We start from the raw sequence: 19,837 nt of genomic DNA, 5'->3' as shown, positions 1-19,837 counted from the left end.
ATATATTGTAGGTATGGATGATGTAATTAAATAAAGGAGATGTTTTACGGATAGTATTTTGCCTGACTATCCCGCGGAATGCAGTGCGCTTCAAAAATACCGACAAAAGGACATTGCGTCCTGGAAAAATGCAAAACGGTACATTTCTTTTCCGGGCATTACAGGTTCGTATTACTTTTATCACACAATTCACAACAACCCGATTCTTCCCGAAAAATTCAATCGTTTACCCATGAAAAAAAAGAACAACACCCACAAGAAATTATCGCTGAAAAAAGGGATAATTACGCGGCTTACGCCGAATGATATGACCAACGTTTATGGAGGTAATCCATCAGGGGGTACGTATACGGTACCCACCTCGCCGCCAAAAACGTTTGAGGAAACAGGATCCGGGAGGGTAGCTTCTCCTGTCATCCTACGTGAATACTGACTGTTGCTGATGATCACTTTATGATACTATTCAAATTAATCTATATTCCCTGATAAATTTAATTGTTTACCCATGAGAAAAAAGAACAACACCCACAAGAAATTATTGCTGAAAAAAGGAATTATTACACTGCTTACTCAAAATGACACGGCCAGGGCTTACGGCGGTGGTGAATCAAATACCGGCCCCATACCAGGAGCGCCGCATCCAAGGCCTTACAAACCCCGTTTCGACAATGATGAGACTTTATGATATTAAGAAAAATAGTCAGTGCGGCATGCTGCACTGACTATTTTTCTTAAACAATCTGCGGGGAGGGATTTATTAATAATACAGGCAAAAATGTATAGTGTCCTGAACAAATGCAAAATGGTCCATTTCTTTTTCTGACAATCGTATTTCATACTACTTTTATTTCATCACTCCAAACAACCTTCTGTTTATTTCTTCAATTATTCACACATGAAAAAACAAAAAAACACCCGCAGGAAATTATCGCTGAAAAAAGAGATAATTGTTGTGCTTAACGAAACTGATATGGCTAAACTTTTAGGTGGTGCAGATGGACAATCAAGCCTCCGACCTCGTTTACCAACACTGCATCCCACACTTTCACCTGGCCCGACAGCGCGTGACTGATATTTTTACTTCGGAAACAGGTCAAACCCTTCTGCCCGGATGCATCGGGTATGGATACCTACTTTCAGAAAGATTGGCAGGAAATGTAAAACATCAGATTTTATTATCTCATTTACAACCACCTTTTATTTATCCCTTCATTATTTACCATGAAAAAACGAAACAACGCCATCAAAAAATTAGCGCTGAAAAAGGAAGTAATTGCTCAGCTTAACAAAACTGACATGACCAGACTTTACGGCGGCAACGGGGAACCCACTTATTATTCGAAGTGCCTCCCGATTAAGACCAGACCATCTTTTGCAGGTGGAACAACAACGACCACTGAGCTAGCCTGATGTTTTGGTTTTGATGATCCCGTACACAACATTTTTTTATTTATTCCTGACAAATTCAATTATGTAACTATGAAAAAAAAGAACAACACGGACAAAAAATTGTCATTAAAAAGAGAGACAATTGTTCAGCTTACCTCCAATGATATGACTAAAATTCACGGAGGTGATGGAACCGGCATCGACACAAGCTGCACCCTGCCTCCCCAAAAGACCAGACCTACACCACCTCGCGTCCCGGGCAGTTCCTGTGATTTTACATTTTAAAAAGTATTCAATACCTTTTACAGAGATGTAGAAGGTATTGATATTGCGTTCCGCCATACCTACAAAATGGCATTTCGTCCCGGGCAAATGCAAAACGATACATTTTTTTTCCCGTCCATGTTATTTCATTTTATTTTTATTATATTAATCGAAGTTTTTCGCTTATGCTATTCCTGACACATTCATTTATGTAGCCCATGAAAGAAAAGAACAGTACCCTCAGCAGATTATCCCTGGAAAAAGAGATAATGGTACCACTTGCCCAAACTGATTTAAATAAACCTGATAGTAGTGACGGGGGCTTTGCATACCAACAAAGCCGCTGCGAAAACCTTTCCATCTCATAGCTTTAGTATCCCTTTCCGTTTGAGAAATCAGTCTCTTTTTTATTGCCTCATGCAAAAAAAGTTACTTATTCCTGATACACTGATGGACGGGTCTATGAAAGAATATAATGTCCTAAGGAATTTATCACTAAAAAAAGTGACTGCATGATTCCTGCCGGCTATCTTGTTAATTACCTGCAATGCCTGTTATCAGCTGGCATTGTAGCTGTTTTTGTACAGTCCGTAGCGAAAAGCAACTGTTACCCGGGACGCATGTTGATAAGCGTGAAATGTGCCAGGAAGTTACCTCCGGTAACAATAAAAATATCCGAATAATTATGAAAAAGAAAACAACCGGTATCAGATATAAATTTTGGATACACCTGATGGTATGGGTACTGTATGGAAGTGAATGTACTTATGTATATACTGTTACAGCAGGGCATCCTGAGATAGTGTTAATAGAAAATGTACAGATATTTCTGATCTGCGCGGTTTTATTTTATTCAAATTCAGATTTTTTATTGCCTGCTTTTTTTGAACGGAAGAAATACTTTTCCTATATAGGTTTGTTGCTGTTATCCTTTGTGCTGAATAATGTTGTCCACTATCTGGTTTTAACGGTAGCCAACCCGCATTGGTTGGGACCTAACGCAAATTATGCCTATTATACCCCTTATGAGCTGGGTGTAGGTGCTACCTGGTGGTGGTTTCAGTCTATCCTGCTGTCATTCGGATATTGGTTTGCCCGATTGTCTATTAAACGAAAAGAGGAGGTGCAGATTATCCGCACCGAAATGACAAAGAAAGAAATGGCGCAGCTAAAACTGGCCCAGGAAAAACTGGAGCTGGAGAATGAAGTCCTGAGAACCCAGATAAATCCGCATTTTCTGTTTAACACCTTAGGCTACTTTTACAATAAAGTGGAAGATACCCATCCCGAGGTAGCAGAAGGCATCGTAGCGCTGACACATATAATGCGGTCATCTCTCCGGAAAGTAGATACCGACGGATTTGTTTCCCTGGCAGAAGAGGTAGATAATATCGACTATCTGATCAGTATATATAAAATGCGATACAGTAATGGTGTATATATCAATTTTGAAAAAACGGTCCGCTGTCATCACCTGCGGATCGTGCCGCATACATTGATTACCCTGCTGGAAAATGCATTCAAGCATGGCGACATGCATGATGCTGCTCATCCACTGACGGTCAGACTGGAAGCAGATACCTCACATATCTCCTTTTTCATTCACAACAAAAAACGTTTCGGCCCGAAAGAAATATCCAATGGTATCGGTCTGGCCTACGTGGCCAAACATCTCGAGCAGGTGTACCCCGACAGGCATCTGCTGCATATTGATAACAAAGAATTTTTTTATACGCTGACCCTGAATATAACAGGCGAAGCCGCCATGACACAACAAGAGATTTAAAACCCGGTCTATGATAAACTGTTATATAATCGACGACGAACAACATTCCGTGGAAATAATGGAAAAATATGTAAACCAGACTCCCTTTCTGAAACTGGCCGGTAGTTCCACCAATGCCCTGGAAGCGCTGAAATACGTCAGCACCAACAAAATTGACCTGATTTTTCTGGATATCCACATGCCGGAAATCTCAGGCATTGATCTTTTAAAGATCATGAACGATAATGTAAAAGTAATTCTTACTACCGCTTATAGTGAATATGCGCTGGAAGGGTTTGAACACGATGTGGTGGATTATCTGCTGAAACCTGTTACCTATCAGCGTTTCCTGAAGGCTTCCCAGAAAGCCCTGAACCTGTTTCAATCTCTTTTTACGCAACGTATGGACGTTGATAGCAATAAACAGACCGACCAGCCATATCTGTTTGTAAAAACGGAGCATAAAGGCAAGCAGATTAAAATAAACTTTGAAGATATTGATTACATTGAAGGGATCAAGAATTATGTGGCCTTTCATTGTGCCAATGATAAAGTACTGGCGCTCATGAATATGAAGGATCTTGAAAGTACCCTGCCTAAATCACAATTTGCCCGTGTGCATAACTCCTATATCATTTCCCTGAACAGGATTGTTTCTGTTGAAGGTAATCAATTGATAATCCGGAAGAAAAATCAGGTGCAGCAATACATTCCTATCGGTATCACTTTTAAAAGCGCTTTTTTTGAACTGATACGCCTGAAGAAATAACACATGCTGCGGCTTTAAACCAGACTCCCTGCTGTTGTATAACAGCAGGGAGTCTGGTTTTGGCAGATGATGACTGGTCTTTAATTTTCTGTATTTGAGAAAGAGTATTATATTTATAGTGGTTTCATGATTGTACCTGAATCAGGTATATTCATGCAAAAGTCCTGGGCGCAACCAGGACTTTTTGTATTTATGGGCGGAAGGAAAGACGGTTATCAGCATGGTATTACAACTGGTTCGAAGCACCTGATGCCACATGATTGACCGGTAGCGCAAATACATCCGGAGGCTGCTATTTTTAACGGTTCGCCGCCGCCTTTCAGCAAACCCAGTGCAGCCGGCGTTAACCTGGCAACAGTAGTTTTCTGCAGGAAGAGCCTCCGGGTTGAATCTGATGTTGGTTTCATAACTGTACGTATTTTAGAAATCATTGTATTCATTATATGCAAGGGTTGCTATGTTGGCTACTGCACTGTCATGTGTGCCGCGGGCAGCTGGAAAACCGGCGCCAGTAGTCTGAGTGAATGCAACCGATCCCGGATGCCGGCAGCAAGGTTGAGAAAAATGAACTCATTAATCCCAAAGGCAGCGGCATATTCACAGATGGTATCCTGGAAATAAGACGGACTTCCCAGGAGATTACACCTGATGAATGCGGATTGATAGTAGGGAGATTGCTTATACAGTTGTTTCGCCATCGCTTCTGAATCACTGCATATACCGGATACCGCCAGGTTGATTTTCGGGTACGCCCCGTGCCTGTCAGCATAACGTTCCATAAATACACGCAATTGCTCTTTCTGTGCAGCGTCGTCGGAGATCTCATGGAATAATGATCTGGAAAAGTTGAGCCCTGACTCCAGAACGCTATCCAGCCTTTTGCAGGAGCATCCCAAAGACCATAACTCCGGAATTTCGCCGCGGTAAGGCGGAACAGGTATTCCGTTCCCGATCATATTGTCTTCTTCACGGAGCAGCTCCAGCACCTGCCGTAGCTTCTCATCAAATGCACCGGCATCGGCATGTAACAGTTGCCGTATGTTATCGCCTGCCGGCAAACCGGCTGCAAATCCAAGATCTACGCGATTGCTGAACATATTGCTCAGCTGCTTGAAAGTAATGGCTATACGATATGGCGTATGTGCTGATAATAGTATGCCGGCCGTACCTATGCGTATTCTCTCTGTATATGCCAGCAGCAGGGGAAGTATCGGCTCAGGATTACACCATAAGCTGTTGAAAATATAATGCTCCCCCAGCCAGAAACGGCTGTAGCCAAGCTGGTCAGCGTCAGTTGCATAAGTTATAAGGTCATGCAGACTGTCATACCCTTCTCCAAAATCCAGCACGCCTAATTTTATTGCGTCCATACATCCGGGATTTAATTGCTTAACAGATGGTTGAAAGGAAGCAGGTTAAAACCTGCTCCATTTGATAGGGATAATAATTTTAATGCTCACTATCGGCTCCTCGGCGCCGCCAACAATAGTGTTCATCTGGATGTCACTCAGTTTTGCAATGGTTTTTTTATCCAGACTGAGTCCTTTGATTTGTTTGGAAGTTGTTGATTTCATAAAGTATTTTTTTAAAGGATTAATAGAAAAACAGACCTTGCAGGGCCATATATTGATTAGTTCTGCGTACCACCACCGGCATTGGGAGTTTTGAATACCGAGATCTGTACTGTGAGGTTGCAGCTGAAAGATGCACCACCGTTGATACCGGCTAACTGGCTATCGTCGAGTTTAGTGATCGTTTTTTTGCTTACGTTTAATTTGAGCGCATTTACTTGTGGTTTCATGATTGTTATCATTAAAATGGTTTGTTGTTTTCCTACTCTTTTCTAAAGGTTTTCGGATTCCCCTTTTATTCAGGCTGAAAGATGTTGATAATGGTTGGTTCGGCGCTGCTAAAACTTCAAAGCTGTTGTACACACGCGGAAAGATGCCCCGCAGGAGGCAGGGCCATCTATTGATTAGTTGGTACCTGTTTGGAACACAGAGATCTGTAATGTCAGTTTACAGCTGAAGGATGCACCACCATGGATACCGGCTAATTGGTTATCGTCCAGTTTAGTAATGGTTTTTTTACTTACGTTTAACTTAGGCACATTTACTTGTGGTTTCATGATTTTATCATTAAAATGTTATGTTGTTCCCTACTCTTTTCTGAAGGTTTTCGGATTCCCTTTTTATGCAGGCCTGAAATATGTTGATAATGATTAATTCAGTATCGATAACTTCAAGGCCATTCTACATGGAAAAAAAAGAAGCCCTGCTGGGCACAGGGCCATATATTGATTAGTTAGTACCTGTTTGGAACACAGAGATCTGTAATGTCAGTTTGCAGCTGAAAGATGCACCACCATGGATACCGGCTAATTGGTTATCGTCCAGTTTAGTAATGGTTTTTTTGCTTACGTTTAACTTAGGTACACTTACTTGTGGTTTCATGATTTTATCATTAAAATGTTATGTTGTTCCCTACTCTTTTCTGAAGGTTTTCGGATTCCCTTTTTATGCAGGCCTGAAATATGTCGATAATGGTTGGTTCAGTATCGATAACTTCAAGGCCATTTTAAACGGATAGAAAAGAGGCCCTACAGGGTGCAGAGCCCGTATATTGATTAGTTCTGCGTACCGCCACCGGTATTGGGGGTTTTGAATACAGAAATCTGTATTGTCAGGTTGCAGCTGAAAGATGCACCACCGTTGATACCGGCTAACTGGCTATCATCGAGTTTAGTGATCGTTTTTTTGCTTACGTTTAATTTGAGCGCATTTACTTGTGGTTTCATGATTGTTATTATTAAAATGGTTTGTTTATTCCTACTCTTTTCTGAAGGTTTTCGGATTCCCCTTGTTATACAGTCCTGAAATATGTTGATAATAGTTGATTCAGAATTTATAGATCACCTTGCCGAAGCGCTCGGGATCATTGAAGGAGCGCTGCATAAAACTTTGCGGATCCTGTTCGTATATGCTATCTATCGGCACTTCAAAGCTGTTGTGTACATAATCCTGTAATGCTGTCTGCAGATGGGCACTGGCGCCGAGGCAATTTCCTTTTATGGTAATGTTGTTGATGATCACCTGTAACAGTATATCTTCTGTCAGTAGCTGCCTGTTCGCTGTGGTGATGTTGTTGGAAACGCCGCACGTAATATATGTTCCGTTCATTGCCATCAGGGGGAGCGCTTTCGTCAGGTTGTTATTGCAGAAAGGATCGATGATATAATCAAATTTTCCTTTCCCGTTGATGTATTCCTGCAGTCCTTCATTTTCCAGATAGTTGGGAGTATCCGGTGAGATAACGAACAGCTGATGAAGCCCCATTTTCAGCAGTTTATCCCTGAATTTGATACTGCGGGCTATTCCTGTCAGTTCAACAGATTTGTTTTTCAGGGCATTGAGTGCAAAGAGCGCTGTATTGGAACTAAGGCCCAGCAATAATACTTTGCTGCCTGACGTTATGTTCAGTCTGGAAATCATACTGTACACCGTCTGCGCTCCTATGGTAAATGCTGCTGCCTGCTCAAAGGAAAGTGAATCAGGAATGACAGCGAGTTTGGAAGCATGCAACATTTCCAGTTCTGAAAAGGCATTGTTGGTAGGCAGGCCGCCCCGGTCTTTGCTTTCACCGGCGAAAGGATAGCCTGCATCAGGAATTACCCTGTCACCCGGCCGGAAACCCTTTACAAGATTTCCTACAGCCACCACCACACCTGAAAACTCTGATCCTATGGGATAGTAGAGAAGCTGGTCGGGGTTGCCCCTGAGTATACCGGCTGCCACATGCGTCATGACGCCCATATCGCGGTAATTGGTGGATACTGCTACTTTCCTTACCAGCACATATTCAGGATACTTATCTCCGTCGAAGGTTATATCTGCTGTTTCAATCAGGGCATATGTTACGGCGGAACCATCGATATTTATTGAACCGGAAGGGACTTCATAGTTATAATACTCCGGTAATTCTTTACTGCAGACAACTAATTGTTTCATAAGTATAGGGATAAATGTTATTTGCCGGTGTTTACTCTTTTCTTTTCATCTTCAATGGCTGTCTGCCTGCTTTCGGATGATTTGATGTGCTGGTTGCCAAACCGGTAACTGAATGTCAGCATAGCATACCGGCTGTCGTAACGCATAAACTGATATACATTGATATGCTGATATTCGGAACGGTTCCAGTATTTCGTGCTCTTGAATATATCATTGACATTCAGGCTCAGTGTTCCTTTCTTTTGGAGTATCTTCTTCTGTAATCCTGCATTTACACTCCAGTAAGCGCCTACGTCATTTAATCCTGAAGATGCCCTGGAAGAATACAAACCGCTTATTTCCATTTTTATATCGCCCGGCAGCAGGAATGTATTGCTGGAATTAATATAGTAGCCGGGCCTGGAATCTGCTAACGGAATATCATTGCTGTAGTTGAACCGTACATAGTAACCTTGCAGGGAGGTGGCGGTAGTCCACCATTTTGTAAGGTCCTTGCTGTAAGTGAGTCCTGCATAGGCCAGATCATACGTGTGCAGGTTCTCATAGGTTGTGATGAGCGTATTCTCCGGTCCTTGCTTATAGATAGGGGTGAATACGTCTTTTGTTCTTGCGTATGATAAGGTAGTGATCAAACTGTTTTTAAAGGAATGTGATAACTCAACGGATGAAACCAGCTGTGGATTCAGATCAGGATTTCCCCGGAAGACATTGTATTTACTCTGAAATATCAGGAAAGGATTTACCAGATCATAATTCGGTCTGTCTATACTTCTTCTGTAAGTCAATCCAAGCTGATGATTGTCTGATATAAGATACTGCAATGCTGCAGAGGGAAATAGCTGGGTGTAGCTTTTGGTAAATTCCTGTCTGGTAGTAACAGAAGTTCCTTTTACCTGTGTGTTTTCCACCCGGAGTCCTGCCTGCACCACCACTTTCTTAAACTGATTGGCATATGTAATATATCCGGCGTTTACATTTTCATGGTAAATAAAGTAATTGGTTTTACCGGCATCTGTTTCCCAGTCTTTTCCCTTCCAATTCTCCCACTGGATGTTATTATCTGTTTTTACAAATACGGTTTTCAGTCCGGCGTCTAACTTTCCTGTTTTGACAGGCTGTGAATAGTCAGCAGATAAGGACTTCATCATGATAGTCTGAGGAGAATTATTCCTGAGATATTCAACAGGCTGCTTCTTATCGTAATCGGTGATGAACTCGTCCTGCCATTGCTGATTGTAGTGATAGTAACTGCCGTTAAAAACGATTTCTTTTCCCAGGGTATCAAACTTATGCCGGTAATACAGGTTAGCTGAAGGGCTGCTGAATCTGGCATTGCCGGTTTGTGTAGTGGTGAATGCCACATCTGGTTGTCCCGGCCTGGCATTCAGGAATGTTGTCTGACTGGTGGCCGCTATATCTCTGATGAACCAGGTATTTTTCAGTTCCAGTGTCATGGTATTACTGGCATTGAAATCGTAGTTGATCCCGGCGTTTATATTGTGAATATCTCTCTTCCGTACATCATAGGCGTCGTCGTATATATGTGGCGGATTGGTATGGCTGGCACCCATTTCCCGGTCGGTTTGTGTGTTGAGGTAGGATTGGTTATGCAGGTAGTCGTATCCGCCGTATATATTCAGTTTATTATTCCTGTAGTTCAGGTCAAGGCCTCCTGTATACCTCCCGTATCGTCCGCCTCCGCCACCGACAGATACCCTTCCGTTAAAGCCGCCATGCTTTATTTTTTTGATTTTTATATCTATCACTGCGGCCGCCTGTGCATCGTATTTAGAAGCAGGATTGGAGATGAGTTCTATTTTGTCCACATTATTACCACTGGTGGCTACCAGCAGATTCTTAAAAGCCTCTCCGGTAAGGTACGATGGCCTCCCATCTATGTACATCATTACTTTTTTCCCATTCAGGGTAACGCTCCCGTCATCATTCACCTTAACGCCCGGCGATCGTTTTAGAATTTCTTCCAGCGTATTACCCGCAGCTGCCGGGCTTTCTGATACATTCACGGTCAGTTTTCCCAGTGACTGTTCAATAAAAGGTTTACGGGCGGTAATATTTATACTGTTAAGCTGTTGCACTGCCGGTGCCAACTGTACCGGAGGAATATTGACCTGTTCAGCAGATATGGTCAGGGAGGTGGACTGATAGTCGGCATATCCGATAAATTTTACGGCTATTGTATACGTACCATATGGTACGGCAGCAAAACCAAATTGTCCGTCTTTATCTGTTAATGTATTCTTTTTCTCAGTACCATCTTTAAGCAGTACTACCGTTGCAAAAGGCATGGGAGCATTGCTCAGTGAATCTGTAACTTTACCGGTCACACTGCCGTTTTTTTCCTGTGCATGAAGAACGATAACAAACAATAAGAGAATGAGTATAGAGATGTTTTTCTTTGTTTTCATCTGTTTTTGTTTTGATGATACAAACGTACATCAAGACATACAGCGGGGAAAAAATACTACATCGATATAGGATTTACGGGTACGGATTATCAGATTAACGATATTTTCGTTTATGCGAAGACAATTTTCCGGGGAAATACAGCAGTTGGGAATTATTTATTCATTGCATTCAATTGGCCACTATAAAAGAAAACAACAAAATCGGCCCAAACAAACAAAAGCAAATAATGCCATAGCGCATTACTCCAATACTCACTAATCAACTGGCGACGTGTCGCCTCCGCCGGCCAACTGGCATAAATATCGCGCTGCCCTTCATGAGTTTTACGAAAACGGGAATAAATGTAACTGTATTTAACCGGTAGGTCAAAGGTGAAAAAGGATTTCAACAGCTTCATGTTCAACCTTCTCATATCCTTGTGTTTTTATGAGGTAAGAAAACAACAATGTTTATCAATTTACAAAATTGAAGTCTAGCATCCTAAATTATTTTACTATTTCTTTACATGATAATACAACGGTAAGAAAAACGAGTAAATACCAATACAAATATTTCCTATCTCATAAAAGTTGAATCGTTCATGCCATTGCACGACAGTTTTTATCCCCCCTTCATAAGTGAAAAATAATACTCATTATTGCAATATTCACTTATCCAATAACTTCACAGGTTATCCAGCAATACTGCTTTTTTTTGCCTCTGTAGCCGCTTCTTCCATCAACATAGTTATTTTCGAGGTTAGATCTGAATCGGGGTTTTGACTTACAAACTCACGGATCTTTTGGATTAATATCTTGTAATATTGTAATTGCCCTTCGACGAACCCTTTACTGCAGGCTTTTCCGATCACATATTCCCACATTATTGTATTGGAAATATTACTGACATCTTTGAAAAAACACTCAAAGTACATTTCAGTAAAATTTTCGAGGGATGTATTTTGTTGGTTTTCGATTTTCACCAAGTACTCTTTACTAAGGAATTTTTGCAGATTAGGTCTAACTTTTAGACAAGCTGAAAAAGTAATCACTAGAGGATCACGTAGAAATACGTTTCTTATTTCAATAAGTTTTCTGAACTTTACTTCGTCCTCCTTCTTAATGGCTTTAATGTGAACTAACAGCGTGATAATTTGATTAAAGGGTAACTTTTTTGAGATGTCACCCAACATGTCAACATGAACATTCTTAAAATCCCCACATCCCAGCGAGAGCAAATGGGATAGTCCAATAGAAAGAAGCCGTTCAACAAGCACCGCTACGTCAACTACCTTGCTTCTTGCAGCACTGTAGATTAAGCCAATATTATCATTAGAGGTGTTAAGCATGTATTAGATTTTACAATCTGAAAATAGAGAATTAGTTTAAAAATAACTAATTCAGTAAAAGCTGATTAACCTGTATAAAGTACGGGAAAGAAATCGGGGTTATATAAAAGGAACTCGACCAAACGCTCGACTAAAAAACTAAACCCCCACGCCTTGCGTGGAGGTTTGTAAGTTGCTTGTGATCCCGCTGGGACTCGAACCCAGGACCCATACATTAAAAGTGTATTGCTCTACCAACTGAGCTACGGAATCATTCCCTCAACGGGAGCGCGAAGGTAATAAAAACATTTTCATCTCCAAAAATATTTACATGTTTTTTTTCTGACAGCTGAAAAATCTATCTTAAAAATGAATAACCCTAACTACGGTCAGACAATCTCAGATCTATTTTGTCCCCTACGCTGCTGAGACGCCACACACTTCTTTTTACCTGTGGCTCCCACCCTGCAGCCAGTGCATATAAAATCACCTGCCGGACTATATAACCAGTAATCTCCCGTTTTTGTTTTAAAGTAGTAATGATTTGACCATCTGCTGTAACATTAGTTTCCACCGGCAGACTGTAATAATCAAATACAGTGGTTAATAAACTATCGGGCTGTTTCAAAGGCACTATACTAAGACTCATCACCTCATCCCTGCCGGTAACGCTCCACGTATATTTGTTGTTATCAACCGTAATCTTCCGGAGTCCTTTTTTTAGGTAATGTCATAGGTTCCTTTATAAATACTCTTTTCTTCCTTTCAACAACCAGATCTATTGCTTATATTGGAAAGCTGAGCAACATTTGAGTATCCCTAACCTAAACAAAAGTCATCGATGAAAAAAACTGTCACTTTAATTTTAATTGTCCTCATTACAATTGGCGCAGTGAGTGCCCTGGTTAAGTATATCAACATGGATAAACCTTCATTCGCATTGGCGCTGAACTTCCTGTTGATGCTATGCGCGCTTACTTTTACGGAAACCCTGAAAAGCCCATTTACGTCTACCTACTATCATGAAAAGGAATGGGAACAGAAAGGAAAAATATACGAACAGCTGGGCATAAATTTATTTAGAAAACTATTGGTTTGGACAGGTTGGGAAAAACTGAATAAAAAATCCAACCCTATAGCAAAAAATACCGCAGCGTTGGTGCATGTTCATTATCAAACAAAAAAAAATGAACTGGGTCCCCTGATTATCTTCCTGATAGTCCTGGGCTTTACTATTTTCGTGGCATTCCAATTTGGCGTGCGCAGGTCTTTGTGGCTACTGGTATTAAATGTCTTGCTAAACCTTTATCCGATTTTCCTGCAACGCTATAACCGGCCACGGGTAGCAAGAGCGATTCAGTTAAGCAAACGCAGATAAAAGATACCTATACGACGGAGCAGGTATGGTAAATGGTATACAACAAGGGAAAAGGCCAGTGCAGACAGGATACTAAATGGCTCTGCACTTCTTCGGTATATATTCCTTCCTCGTTGGCAGCCAACGTAAATACCATATTTGCGCAATGGCATGGAGTATCCTCCCGTACCCAGGTACAGGGTCCTTCAGGAAAAATCAGAGGGGAAAAACATCTGGCTTTATGGCGGGGCAAAAGTCGCCATAACTTTTTAAATCTGGATTTAATAGATGAAATAAGGCTGGCCATACATCCTGTTATATGGGAAAAAGGAACACTACTTTTTCAACATATTGAGCAAAAGAAAAAATTGCCTTTACTTTGCACACAGGATTACAAGTCAGGCGTGAACGGTGGAAAACAGCTAAAGCATTAACAAGAGAACCCTTATGTTATTTGATTTACAATTATTACCCGGATACCTTTTATTTATCGTCAGTATACTCCTCTGCTTCTTTCGCATGGTAAAGGCAGGTTGGATCATATTGGCGATTGCTTATGTACTGGCATTTATCAACGGAGGCATTAGTATTACCGGCGTAGCGTTCCTGCTAACAGAAGTCATACTCCTGTTACTCGCCGTACGATATTCGTCGGGCTGGCAACGGACCACCACACATATCGCCTTTTTTCTGTTAAGCGTCTTGCTTTTAACACATCAGCTGCCGGGGTTTAGCAACGTACTTATTTTTGACAGGGTGAGATTTACGCCGGATGCAGCTCCCTTTACCATGCATTTCAACCTGGACAAGCCCTTTGCAGGTTTTGCCATATTTACCTGTTTGCTCAAACTGGGTTACGTAGAAAAATACGATATCAGGAAGATCGGAAAAGCGATCATAATACCACTGGCCGCGATCATAGCCATTTGCATACTGACCGCATGGGCACTACATTTTGTAGCATGGGAACCGAAATTGCTGCTTCACTACCTATGGATATGGGCGCTGCACAATCTGTTGATTGTAGCGGTGACAGAAGAAACAGTCTTCAGGGGATATCTGCAGGGATATGCAGGGAGCAATGTATTCGGGAAACAACCGTATTATCTTTCGCTGATGATCTCAGCACTCCTGTTTGCGTTAGTTCATACCACCGGCGGATGGCCATTAATGTTGCTGGCATTTATAGCGGGCCTCGGATATGGCGTAGCCTATCATAAAGCGGGCATTATGGCGGCTATTTTCACCCATTTTGGATTCAATCTGCTTCATTTCTTACTGTTCACCTACCCTATGCTGGGAAAATCTTAAGGCGGCGGTATGGTCTGCAGTGCTGCAACCGCTGCTTCCTGTCCGGCGCAGCGACAGCGTGAACCTGTTTTAAGATCCTTTTATAGCATAAAGCGGTTACCGGTTCATCTATCTTGCTGTAGCCTTCCATCAAGCAAACACCTTTAGCTGTTTTCGGAAGCCTCTCCGGAATAATATGCATGATGGCTATTGCGGCAGATCGGTTATAAATGAAAAAGGGCAACTTTTAGTTGCCCTCCGTGACCCTTATCGTGTAAGGATCCAGCCTTTTTTTCTCTTCGTTTTACAAAGAGTAATCCCATAAAGTAACTAACCTATAAAATAGCTTAGTTGAAGTGAAAAATATTACACTACTTCAGAAAGTTCAAAAAGTGCCAGGCAACAACTCCTTATTTGAGTCCGTGTGGCAGAAAACAGATTAGATATGGCTGCGTTACCGGCATAAATGGTTTGATTAGGATATTTGGCTTCCCACAATTGCCCGATATGACCGTCTAATGAACTAAAACAACACATAAATAATATTCTCACGGCTTTATTTGCGCTGCTTGCAATTAATACATTCATGGCATCCGTAGCCTTGATCTCCAATGGAGGAACATTTGAGAACAGCCAGTTTTTTGCATCTTTACTTCCGTGAGCAAATACAATAATATAATCCTGATTGGTTACCGTAAACTGAGAATCTAAGTATACTACCTGTACACTGCTGATTAATGCACCAATATTTTCGCCGATGCGCTTGTTGCTTACTGCCTGAAATGCAAGGTACAATTCATTAGCTTGTAGCGGAAGATCCTTAGTTGGGGATAGTTCATGCTGGTTGAACGGAATAAAAACAAATAGTGTAGGCATAACATAGCATTTTGAGGTTTAGAAATTGTGTGTATTCGGGATATAAAATGTGACAATATTTGTATCAGGTGTAATATTCATAGCACATATTTAAATTGTCTGTGCACAGCAACTACCATAATAACAATTACTCCGTCCATAAAGTTCTGTAGTAATTGTACAAACGCTGGTTTCCGCTTGCCTGTTTTTTAACAGCAATGGAAGATCCTGTAATTTCTCATTTACCTTCATAACACCTTTTGTAAGGGAGGAACATATCCTTCCGGATTAGCTTACTTTGTATTAGTTTTGAAAGAACTTATAACTGGTACGATTAAACGAAAAGTCTTGCTAAATCGGCATAAATGGCCGGTGCCTCTTGTTCTCATATAGCCTCCGTCAGGAAGGGAAAGGACGCTCCCCGATTAATTCCGTATTATAATAATGATCATTCTCAACGTGTACAAATCCTGGATTATAGCTGTAATTGAAGATAGGCAGCTGCCCACATGAAAAATGTAGTCGGCAAGGTTAACCAACAACACTATTAAGATCCGTGCTGATTCTCCCTGTCACCCAATCGCCAATAAAGCCTGAGGCTAATACGATGATTACTTCCCGACTGGCATCAACCAGATTAATATTTAAAACATTTTAAATATTAATTTATTTTATTACTTTTAGACCAGACAAAGGCCTTTACATACACCGTTTTCTGTAGCAATTATATTCCTGACCTATAACTTACTGACTTCAAAACATAATCAAACAACCAATATTAAACATCCCTATTAACATGAACACTTACCTTATTATCGGTGGAATTGCCTTGGTATTTATTGTATATATGCTTGTCTTAAAAGCGAAGATGAAGAAATACAATAATAAACAACTGGAAAGTTTCAATACCAATCATTCAGACCAACCATTAACCGACGAACAAAAGAGACTACTTTCATTTGGCGGAATTTTGTTTTATTATAGAGGAGAGAAAATTCTTGGCATCAAACCAGAAAGTAGTTTGAATGAATATATCGGCGGATTGGCGCAACAATGGGAAATAACAAACGAAACAACAGCGAAAGAAACTTTACATGCTTTAATATCATTGCAAAGAAGTAATGAATTTGAACCTCTTTTTCTGCAGTCAACAAACGAATTAAGCGTTATTCAGAAAAACATTTCAAAAGGTTTAGGCCTGGACCTGGATAGGGTTGCGCAAGTAAAATCTGCTTATGCCTGGGATATTTGCAGGGCCGTATCATTGGCAAAATGGTGCTACTGGGTGGGCTATTTAACAGAGAACGAAACATGGGAAGTGATGAAAAAAGCGTCGGAAGTAGCAACTGCAAAAAGTGATAACTGGACAGATTATACCATTTCGTTCCTATTAGGCAGAACAATACACGGGTTTGATTTAGATGAAATGATCGTTGAAAGCAAACAAATATTAACCAGCAAGGGGCCGGCATTGAGAAAAATTGAGGATGTAGATATCTATGCGAAATATCCTTTTATAAAATCATAACATAATAAACACGAGGATAGATTCGAACGCCGCTTAAATACAGGATACAGGGCTAACTCCAATTAATTCCGATGTTTTGTTTGAGGTATTGCCAGGTTGGTTTTGTATCGGTTTGTAAACTATAAGCCACCTTACTGACAAGCATTTAAGAAAAAGGATACCGTAAATTTAGATGTACGGTATCCTTTTTTGTATCCTTTCAGATTCGTTTCCTATGATTTATCTTTTCATCATAAAAGCAGAAAAGCCGCATAAATCCTATGATTTAAGCAGCTTTAATTTTCTTTGATAATCTTGTTGTGATCCCGCTGGGACTCGAACCCAGGACCCATACATTAAAAGTGTATTGCTCTACCAACTGAGCTACGGAATCGTTCCCCGTTTCTGTAAGGGAGTGCAAAAATAGGAATTATTTATTTCCAACCAAATTTTTCTTTCAAAAACTTTTAAACCCACTGCAGCAAGGTGTTACAGAGAATAGCCTCAACAGTCATCGTCGTACATTTCCGTGAATACGCTGTAATAATTTGCTGTTACTATCATCTTCTCACCTATTTTTGTGGGGCAAAAATATACCCATGAATACTTACTTTCAGAACAGGATCGTAGTAATTACCGGTGGCTCTTCCGGCATAGGAAAAGCATTGGTAAAGGAATTACTGGCATTGGGCGCAAAAGTAGCAGTGTGCGGCAGAAAGCAGGAAACCCTGACGGAGTTGCAACGGGAAACCGGCAGCGCCGATTTATTTACCGTAGTAGCAGATGTAAGTGTGGAAGCCGATTGCGAAGCCTTCATCACAAAAACGCTGGCACATTTTGGCAAGATCGATATCCTCATCAACAACGCAGGTATTTCGATGCGGGCCCTGTTCCGGGATCTGGATCTCAGCGTACTGAAATCACTGATGGATATCAACTTCTGGGGTACGGTATATTGTACAAAGTATGCTTATCCTTCCCTGTTGGCCAACAAAGGTACCATTGTAGGTGTTTCTTCGATCGCTGGTTACCGGGGGCTGCCGGCACGTACCGGTTACTCCGCTTCCAAATTTGCGATGCAGGGATTCCTGGAAGCATTGCGCACCGAAAATTTACATACAGGCGTTAACGTAATGTGGGTATGCCCGGGCTTCACCGCTTCCAATATCCGGAATACGGCGCTGAATCCTCAGGGACAAACCCAACGCGAAACTCCGCTCAGTGAAGATAAACTCATGACAGCGGAAGCCGTAGCCACCGCTATCGCAAAAGCGATTGCCAAACGCAAACGTACCCTCGTACTTACCGGACAAGGTAAACTGACGGTACTGCTCAGCAAGCTGTTGCCGGGCGTTCTGGACAAACTGGTATACAACCATTTTAAAAAAGAACCAGGATCTCCGCTGCAGTAAATGAACAATTATTTCACCCTAGCCGTTAACGTTAGTACTTTTACAAGATAAAAAAATACGCTAAAAATACACGCTCATTGGTATTTTTACCTTTATTTGCATCAGGATTCATATATATAACCCCAATGGCATCGTTTTTGGTAGGAAAGCGCCACTAGCAGATAGCCATTTGAATGTGATAAAGTGAAGGCAAGGTGAGGATAGATTTTGAATCGTGGGTTTTGAGCATAGGGATTTGGATTTAGATTTTCTGGCATGTCCATTATAACATTAACATCAGACATAGGGATGCAGGATTACCTGGTAGGTGCCATCAAAGGGCAACTCTGGCAATACTGCCCGGAATGTCATGTTACGGACATCACCCATCATATCAGCCCTTTCAACCTCCCGCAGGCTACCTATATCTGTAAAAGTGCTTTCGCTTACTTTCCCCTGGGGACTTTCCACTTTGTACTCATCAACCTGTTCGACCGCCGGCCCGACCACGTGCTCGTAGCAGAACATAACGGACAATACATTGGCTGTGCCGATAACGGCCTGCTCACCATGATTGCCGGAGGGATGCCGGATAAGGTCATCAAAATACCGCTGGATAAACAGGCGCCTAAAAATACCTTTACCATCATTCAGCTGCTGGCTGCTGCTGCCCGGGAACTGAGCCGCGGCAAAGCGCTCGGCGAACTCGGTCCACTGACACAAAGCATTACGGTTAAACATAACCTGCAACCACTGGTAGGCGACGATTTCATTGAAGGCCAGATCATTCATATCGACAGCTTCGAAAACGTAGTAGTCAATATTACCCGCGATCAGTTTGATGCCCAGCGTAAAAAACGCCCGTTCCGCATCTTCTTCCGCAGAAATGAAGTGATCAGCCAGATCAGTGAAACCTACGCCGATGTAGCAGAAGGCCAGAAACTGGCCCTCTTCAACGCCGCCGGATACCTGGAAATCGCTATCAATAAAGGCAATGCCGCCGGCCTCTTTGGCCTGCAAGGCTTCCGCCGCGATCAGCTGACCCAGCCCACCGGCTACCAGCAACTTTCATACTACCAAACTGTAAGAATAATTTTCCAATGATCAACCGCCTCGTAAAAATGGAATTCGTTCCGGAACAGGTAAATACCTTCCGCGAACTATTTACCCGGCAACAACAACTGATCCGGCACTTCCCCGGATGCCTGCACCTGGAACTCTGGGAACACGAAACTTCCGGTAATATCTTCTTCACTTTCAGCCAATGGGAGTCGGAAACCGCACTGGAAACTTATCGTGCTTCTGATCTGTTCAAAGAAACATGGGCGGCCACCAAAGTCCTGTTCAACGCCAAACCGGACGCCTGGACCGTCAAAGCCGCTGTCAGCCTATAGTTGCGGCAGTCACACGCCATTTCTAATCCTATTCTAATACGCACTGTATGCCCCTGCTGACGGGCTTGCAGCAACATGCTTTTAGATAACAGTGAAAAAGATATTTACAAAAAGTT

26 protein-coding genes and 2 tRNA genes are annotated in these 19,837 nt (G+C 41.8%); 13 read left to right on the top strand and 15 right to left on the bottom strand.

Going from position 1 to position 19,837, the window contains the following annotated elements; all coding sequences use genetic code 11:
• The first annotated feature begins 232 nt into the window (after positions 1–232).
• The 7 genes from OL444_RS15020 (at position 233) to OL444_RS15000 (ending at position 4,187) form a co-directional block, all read left to right on the top strand.
• Positions 233–433: a class I lanthipeptide gene (locus OL444_RS15020; RefSeq protein ID WP_264732091.1), complete on the top strand. Its 201-nt coding sequence runs from the start codon at positions 233–235 to the stop codon at positions 431–433.
• 72 nt (positions 434–505) lie between these two features.
• Positions 506–685 (top strand): hypothetical protein, encoded by a 180-nt coding sequence (locus tag OL444_RS15015; protein WP_264732093.1) that lies wholly within the window; start codon positions 506–508, stop codon positions 683–685.
• Between the two features lie 210 nt (positions 686–895).
• The gene (locus OL444_RS15010; RefSeq protein WP_264732095.1) at positions 896–1,072 is read left to right on the top strand and encodes a class I lanthipeptide; all 177 of its coding nucleotides are present in this window, start codon (positions 896–898) and stop codon (positions 1,070–1,072) included.
• A gap of 149 nt (positions 1,073–1,221) precedes the next feature.
• Positions 1,222–1,410 carry a class I lanthipeptide gene (locus OL444_RS31960; protein ID WP_371878156.1) on the top strand — a complete coding sequence of 63 codons (189 nt, stop codon included), beginning with the start codon at positions 1,222–1,224 and terminating at the stop codon, positions 1,408–1,410.
• A gap of 69 nt (positions 1,411–1,479) precedes the next feature.
• Positions 1,480–1,674: a class I lanthipeptide gene (locus OL444_RS31955; protein WP_371878157.1), complete on the top strand. Its 195-nt coding sequence runs from the start codon at positions 1,480–1,482 to the stop codon at positions 1,672–1,674.
• 664 nt (positions 1,675–2,338) lie between these two features.
• Positions 2,339–3,439 carry a sensor histidine kinase gene (locus OL444_RS15005; protein ID WP_264732097.1) on the top strand — a complete coding sequence of 367 codons (1,101 nt, stop codon included), beginning with the start codon at positions 2,339–2,341 and terminating at the stop codon, positions 3,437–3,439.
• Between the two features lie 10 nt (positions 3,440–3,449).
• Positions 3,450–4,187: a LytR/AlgR family response regulator transcription factor gene (locus tag OL444_RS15000; protein WP_264732099.1), complete on the top strand. Its 738-nt coding sequence runs from the start codon at positions 3,450–3,452 to the stop codon at positions 4,185–4,187.
• Between the two features lie 215 nt (positions 4,188–4,402).
• Here OL444_RS15000 and OL444_RS31950 read toward each other — a convergent pair whose 3' ends face one another.
• From OL444_RS31950 to OL444_RS14940, 13 genes are all read right to left on the bottom strand, one after another.
• Positions 4,403–4,594 (bottom strand): class I lanthipeptide, encoded by a 192-nt coding sequence (locus tag OL444_RS31950; RefSeq protein ID WP_371879031.1) that lies wholly within the window; start codon positions 4,592–4,594, stop codon positions 4,403–4,405.
• A 57-nt stretch (positions 4,595–4,651) separates the two neighbouring features.
• On the bottom strand, positions 4,652–5,557 hold the full coding sequence (locus OL444_RS14995; protein ID WP_264732101.1) for an LLM class flavin-dependent oxidoreductase: 906 nt from the start codon (positions 5,555–5,557) through the stop codon (positions 4,652–4,654).
• 45 nt (positions 5,558–5,602) lie between these two features.
• Positions 5,603–5,761, bottom strand: coding sequence for a class I lanthipeptide (locus tag OL444_RS14990; protein ID WP_264732103.1), 159 nt, complete (start codon positions 5,759–5,761; stop codon positions 5,603–5,605).
• 56 nt (positions 5,762–5,817) lie between these two features.
• Positions 5,818–5,988: a class I lanthipeptide gene (locus OL444_RS14985; protein WP_264732105.1), complete on the bottom strand. Its 171-nt coding sequence runs from the start codon at positions 5,986–5,988 to the stop codon at positions 5,818–5,820.
• A 174-nt stretch (positions 5,989–6,162) separates the two neighbouring features.
• Complete coding sequence (locus OL444_RS14980; RefSeq protein ID WP_264732107.1) at positions 6,163–6,315, bottom strand: class I lanthipeptide; 153 nt, start codon at positions 6,313–6,315, stop codon at positions 6,163–6,165.
• A gap of 172 nt (positions 6,316–6,487) precedes the next feature.
• A complete protein-coding gene (locus OL444_RS14975; protein WP_264732109.1) occupies positions 6,488–6,640 on the bottom strand; it encodes a class I lanthipeptide in 153 nt (50 codons plus the stop codon).
• A 173-nt stretch (positions 6,641–6,813) separates the two neighbouring features.
• Positions 6,814–6,984 carry a class I lanthipeptide gene (locus tag OL444_RS14970; protein ID WP_264732112.1) on the bottom strand — a complete coding sequence of 57 codons (171 nt, stop codon included), beginning with the start codon at positions 6,982–6,984 and terminating at the stop codon, positions 6,814–6,816.
• A 100-nt stretch (positions 6,985–7,084) separates the two neighbouring features.
• Positions 7,085–8,194, bottom strand: coding sequence for an MDR/zinc-dependent alcohol dehydrogenase-like family protein (locus OL444_RS14965; protein WP_264732114.1), 1,110 nt, complete (start codon positions 8,192–8,194; stop codon positions 7,085–7,087).
• 17 nt (positions 8,195–8,211) lie between these two features.
• Complete coding sequence (locus tag OL444_RS14960; RefSeq protein ID WP_264732116.1) at positions 8,212–10,620, bottom strand: TonB-dependent receptor domain-containing protein; 2,409 nt, start codon at positions 10,618–10,620, stop codon at positions 8,212–8,214.
• A gap of 152 nt (positions 10,621–10,772) precedes the next feature.
• The gene (locus tag OL444_RS14955) at positions 10,773–11,033 is read right to left on the bottom strand and encodes a hypothetical protein (protein ID WP_264732119.1); all 261 of its coding nucleotides are present in this window, start codon (positions 11,031–11,033) and stop codon (positions 10,773–10,775) included.
• Between the two features lie 258 nt (positions 11,034–11,291).
• The gene (locus OL444_RS14950) at positions 11,292–11,948 is read right to left on the bottom strand and encodes a hypothetical protein (protein ID WP_264732121.1); all 657 of its coding nucleotides are present in this window, start codon (positions 11,946–11,948) and stop codon (positions 11,292–11,294) included.
• Positions 11,949–12,127: 179 nt separating this feature from the next.
• Positions 12,128–12,200: transfer RNA gene (locus OL444_RS14945), tRNA-Lys, on the bottom strand.
• Between the two features lie 106 nt (positions 12,201–12,306).
• Positions 12,307–12,576 (bottom strand): hypothetical protein, encoded by a 270-nt coding sequence (locus OL444_RS14940; RefSeq protein ID WP_264732123.1) that lies wholly within the window; start codon positions 12,574–12,576, stop codon positions 12,307–12,309.
• Between the two features lie 270 nt (positions 12,577–12,846).
• Here OL444_RS14940 and OL444_RS14935 point away from each other — a divergent pair, with 270 nt between their 5' ends.
• Together OL444_RS14935 and OL444_RS14930 are read left to right on the top strand one after the other, a co-directional pair.
• Positions 12,847–13,305: a glycosyl-4,4'-diaponeurosporenoate acyltransferase CrtO family protein gene (locus OL444_RS14935; protein ID WP_264732125.1), complete on the top strand. Its 459-nt coding sequence runs from the start codon at positions 12,847–12,849 to the stop codon at positions 13,303–13,305.
• 426 nt (positions 13,306–13,731) lie between these two features.
• The gene (locus OL444_RS14930) at positions 13,732–14,595 is read left to right on the top strand and encodes a CPBP family intramembrane glutamic endopeptidase (RefSeq protein ID WP_264732127.1); all 864 of its coding nucleotides are present in this window, start codon (positions 13,732–13,734) and stop codon (positions 14,593–14,595) included.
• A gap of 345 nt (positions 14,596–14,940) precedes the next feature.
• On the opposite strand, the gene OL444_RS14925 is transcribed toward OL444_RS14930, so the two are convergent.
• The gene (locus OL444_RS14925) at positions 14,941–15,450 is read right to left on the bottom strand and encodes a hypothetical protein (protein ID WP_264732129.1); all 510 of its coding nucleotides are present in this window, start codon (positions 15,448–15,450) and stop codon (positions 14,941–14,943) included.
• A 775-nt stretch (positions 15,451–16,225) separates the two neighbouring features.
• On the opposite strand from OL444_RS14925, the gene OL444_RS14920 reads away from it, so the two are divergent.
• Positions 16,226–16,957, top strand: coding sequence for a DUF1266 domain-containing protein (locus tag OL444_RS14920; RefSeq protein WP_264732131.1), 732 nt, complete (start codon positions 16,226–16,228; stop codon positions 16,955–16,957).
• A 300-nt stretch (positions 16,958–17,257) separates the two neighbouring features.
• Here the strand turns inward: OL444_RS14920 and OL444_RS14915 are convergent.
• Positions 17,258–17,330: transfer RNA gene (locus OL444_RS14915), tRNA-Lys, on the bottom strand.
• 205 nt (positions 17,331–17,535) lie between these two features.
• Here OL444_RS14915 and OL444_RS14910 point away from each other — a divergent pair.
• The 3 genes from OL444_RS14910 to OL444_RS14900 all read left to right on the top strand — a co-directional run bounded on the left by OL444_RS14910 (position 17,536) and on the right by OL444_RS14900 (position 19,721).
• Positions 17,536–18,348, top strand: a complete 813-nt coding sequence (locus OL444_RS14910) for an SDR family oxidoreductase (protein WP_264732133.1) — start codon at positions 17,536–17,538, stop codon at positions 18,346–18,348.
• Positions 18,349–18,603: 255 nt separating this feature from the next.
• Positions 18,604–19,431, top strand: a complete 828-nt coding sequence (locus tag OL444_RS14905; RefSeq protein ID WP_264732135.1) for an SAM hydrolase/SAM-dependent halogenase family protein — start codon at positions 18,604–18,606, stop codon at positions 19,429–19,431.
• The gene (locus tag OL444_RS14900) at positions 19,428–19,721 is read left to right on the top strand and encodes a putative quinol monooxygenase (protein ID WP_264732137.1); all 294 of its coding nucleotides are present in this window, start codon (positions 19,428–19,430) and stop codon (positions 19,719–19,721) included. The genes OL444_RS14905 and OL444_RS14900 overlap by 4 nt, the downstream gene beginning before the upstream one ends.
• Positions 19,722–19,837: the final 116 nt, after the last annotated feature.

The organism is Chitinophaga nivalis (genome assembly GCF_025989125.1).
GTDB lineage: Bacteria > Bacteroidota > Bacteroidia > Chitinophagales > Chitinophagaceae > Chitinophaga > Chitinophaga nivalis.
The sequence above is the reverse complement of the archived record's forward strand: the minus strand, read 5'-3'. Positions and strand labels throughout refer to the sequence as shown.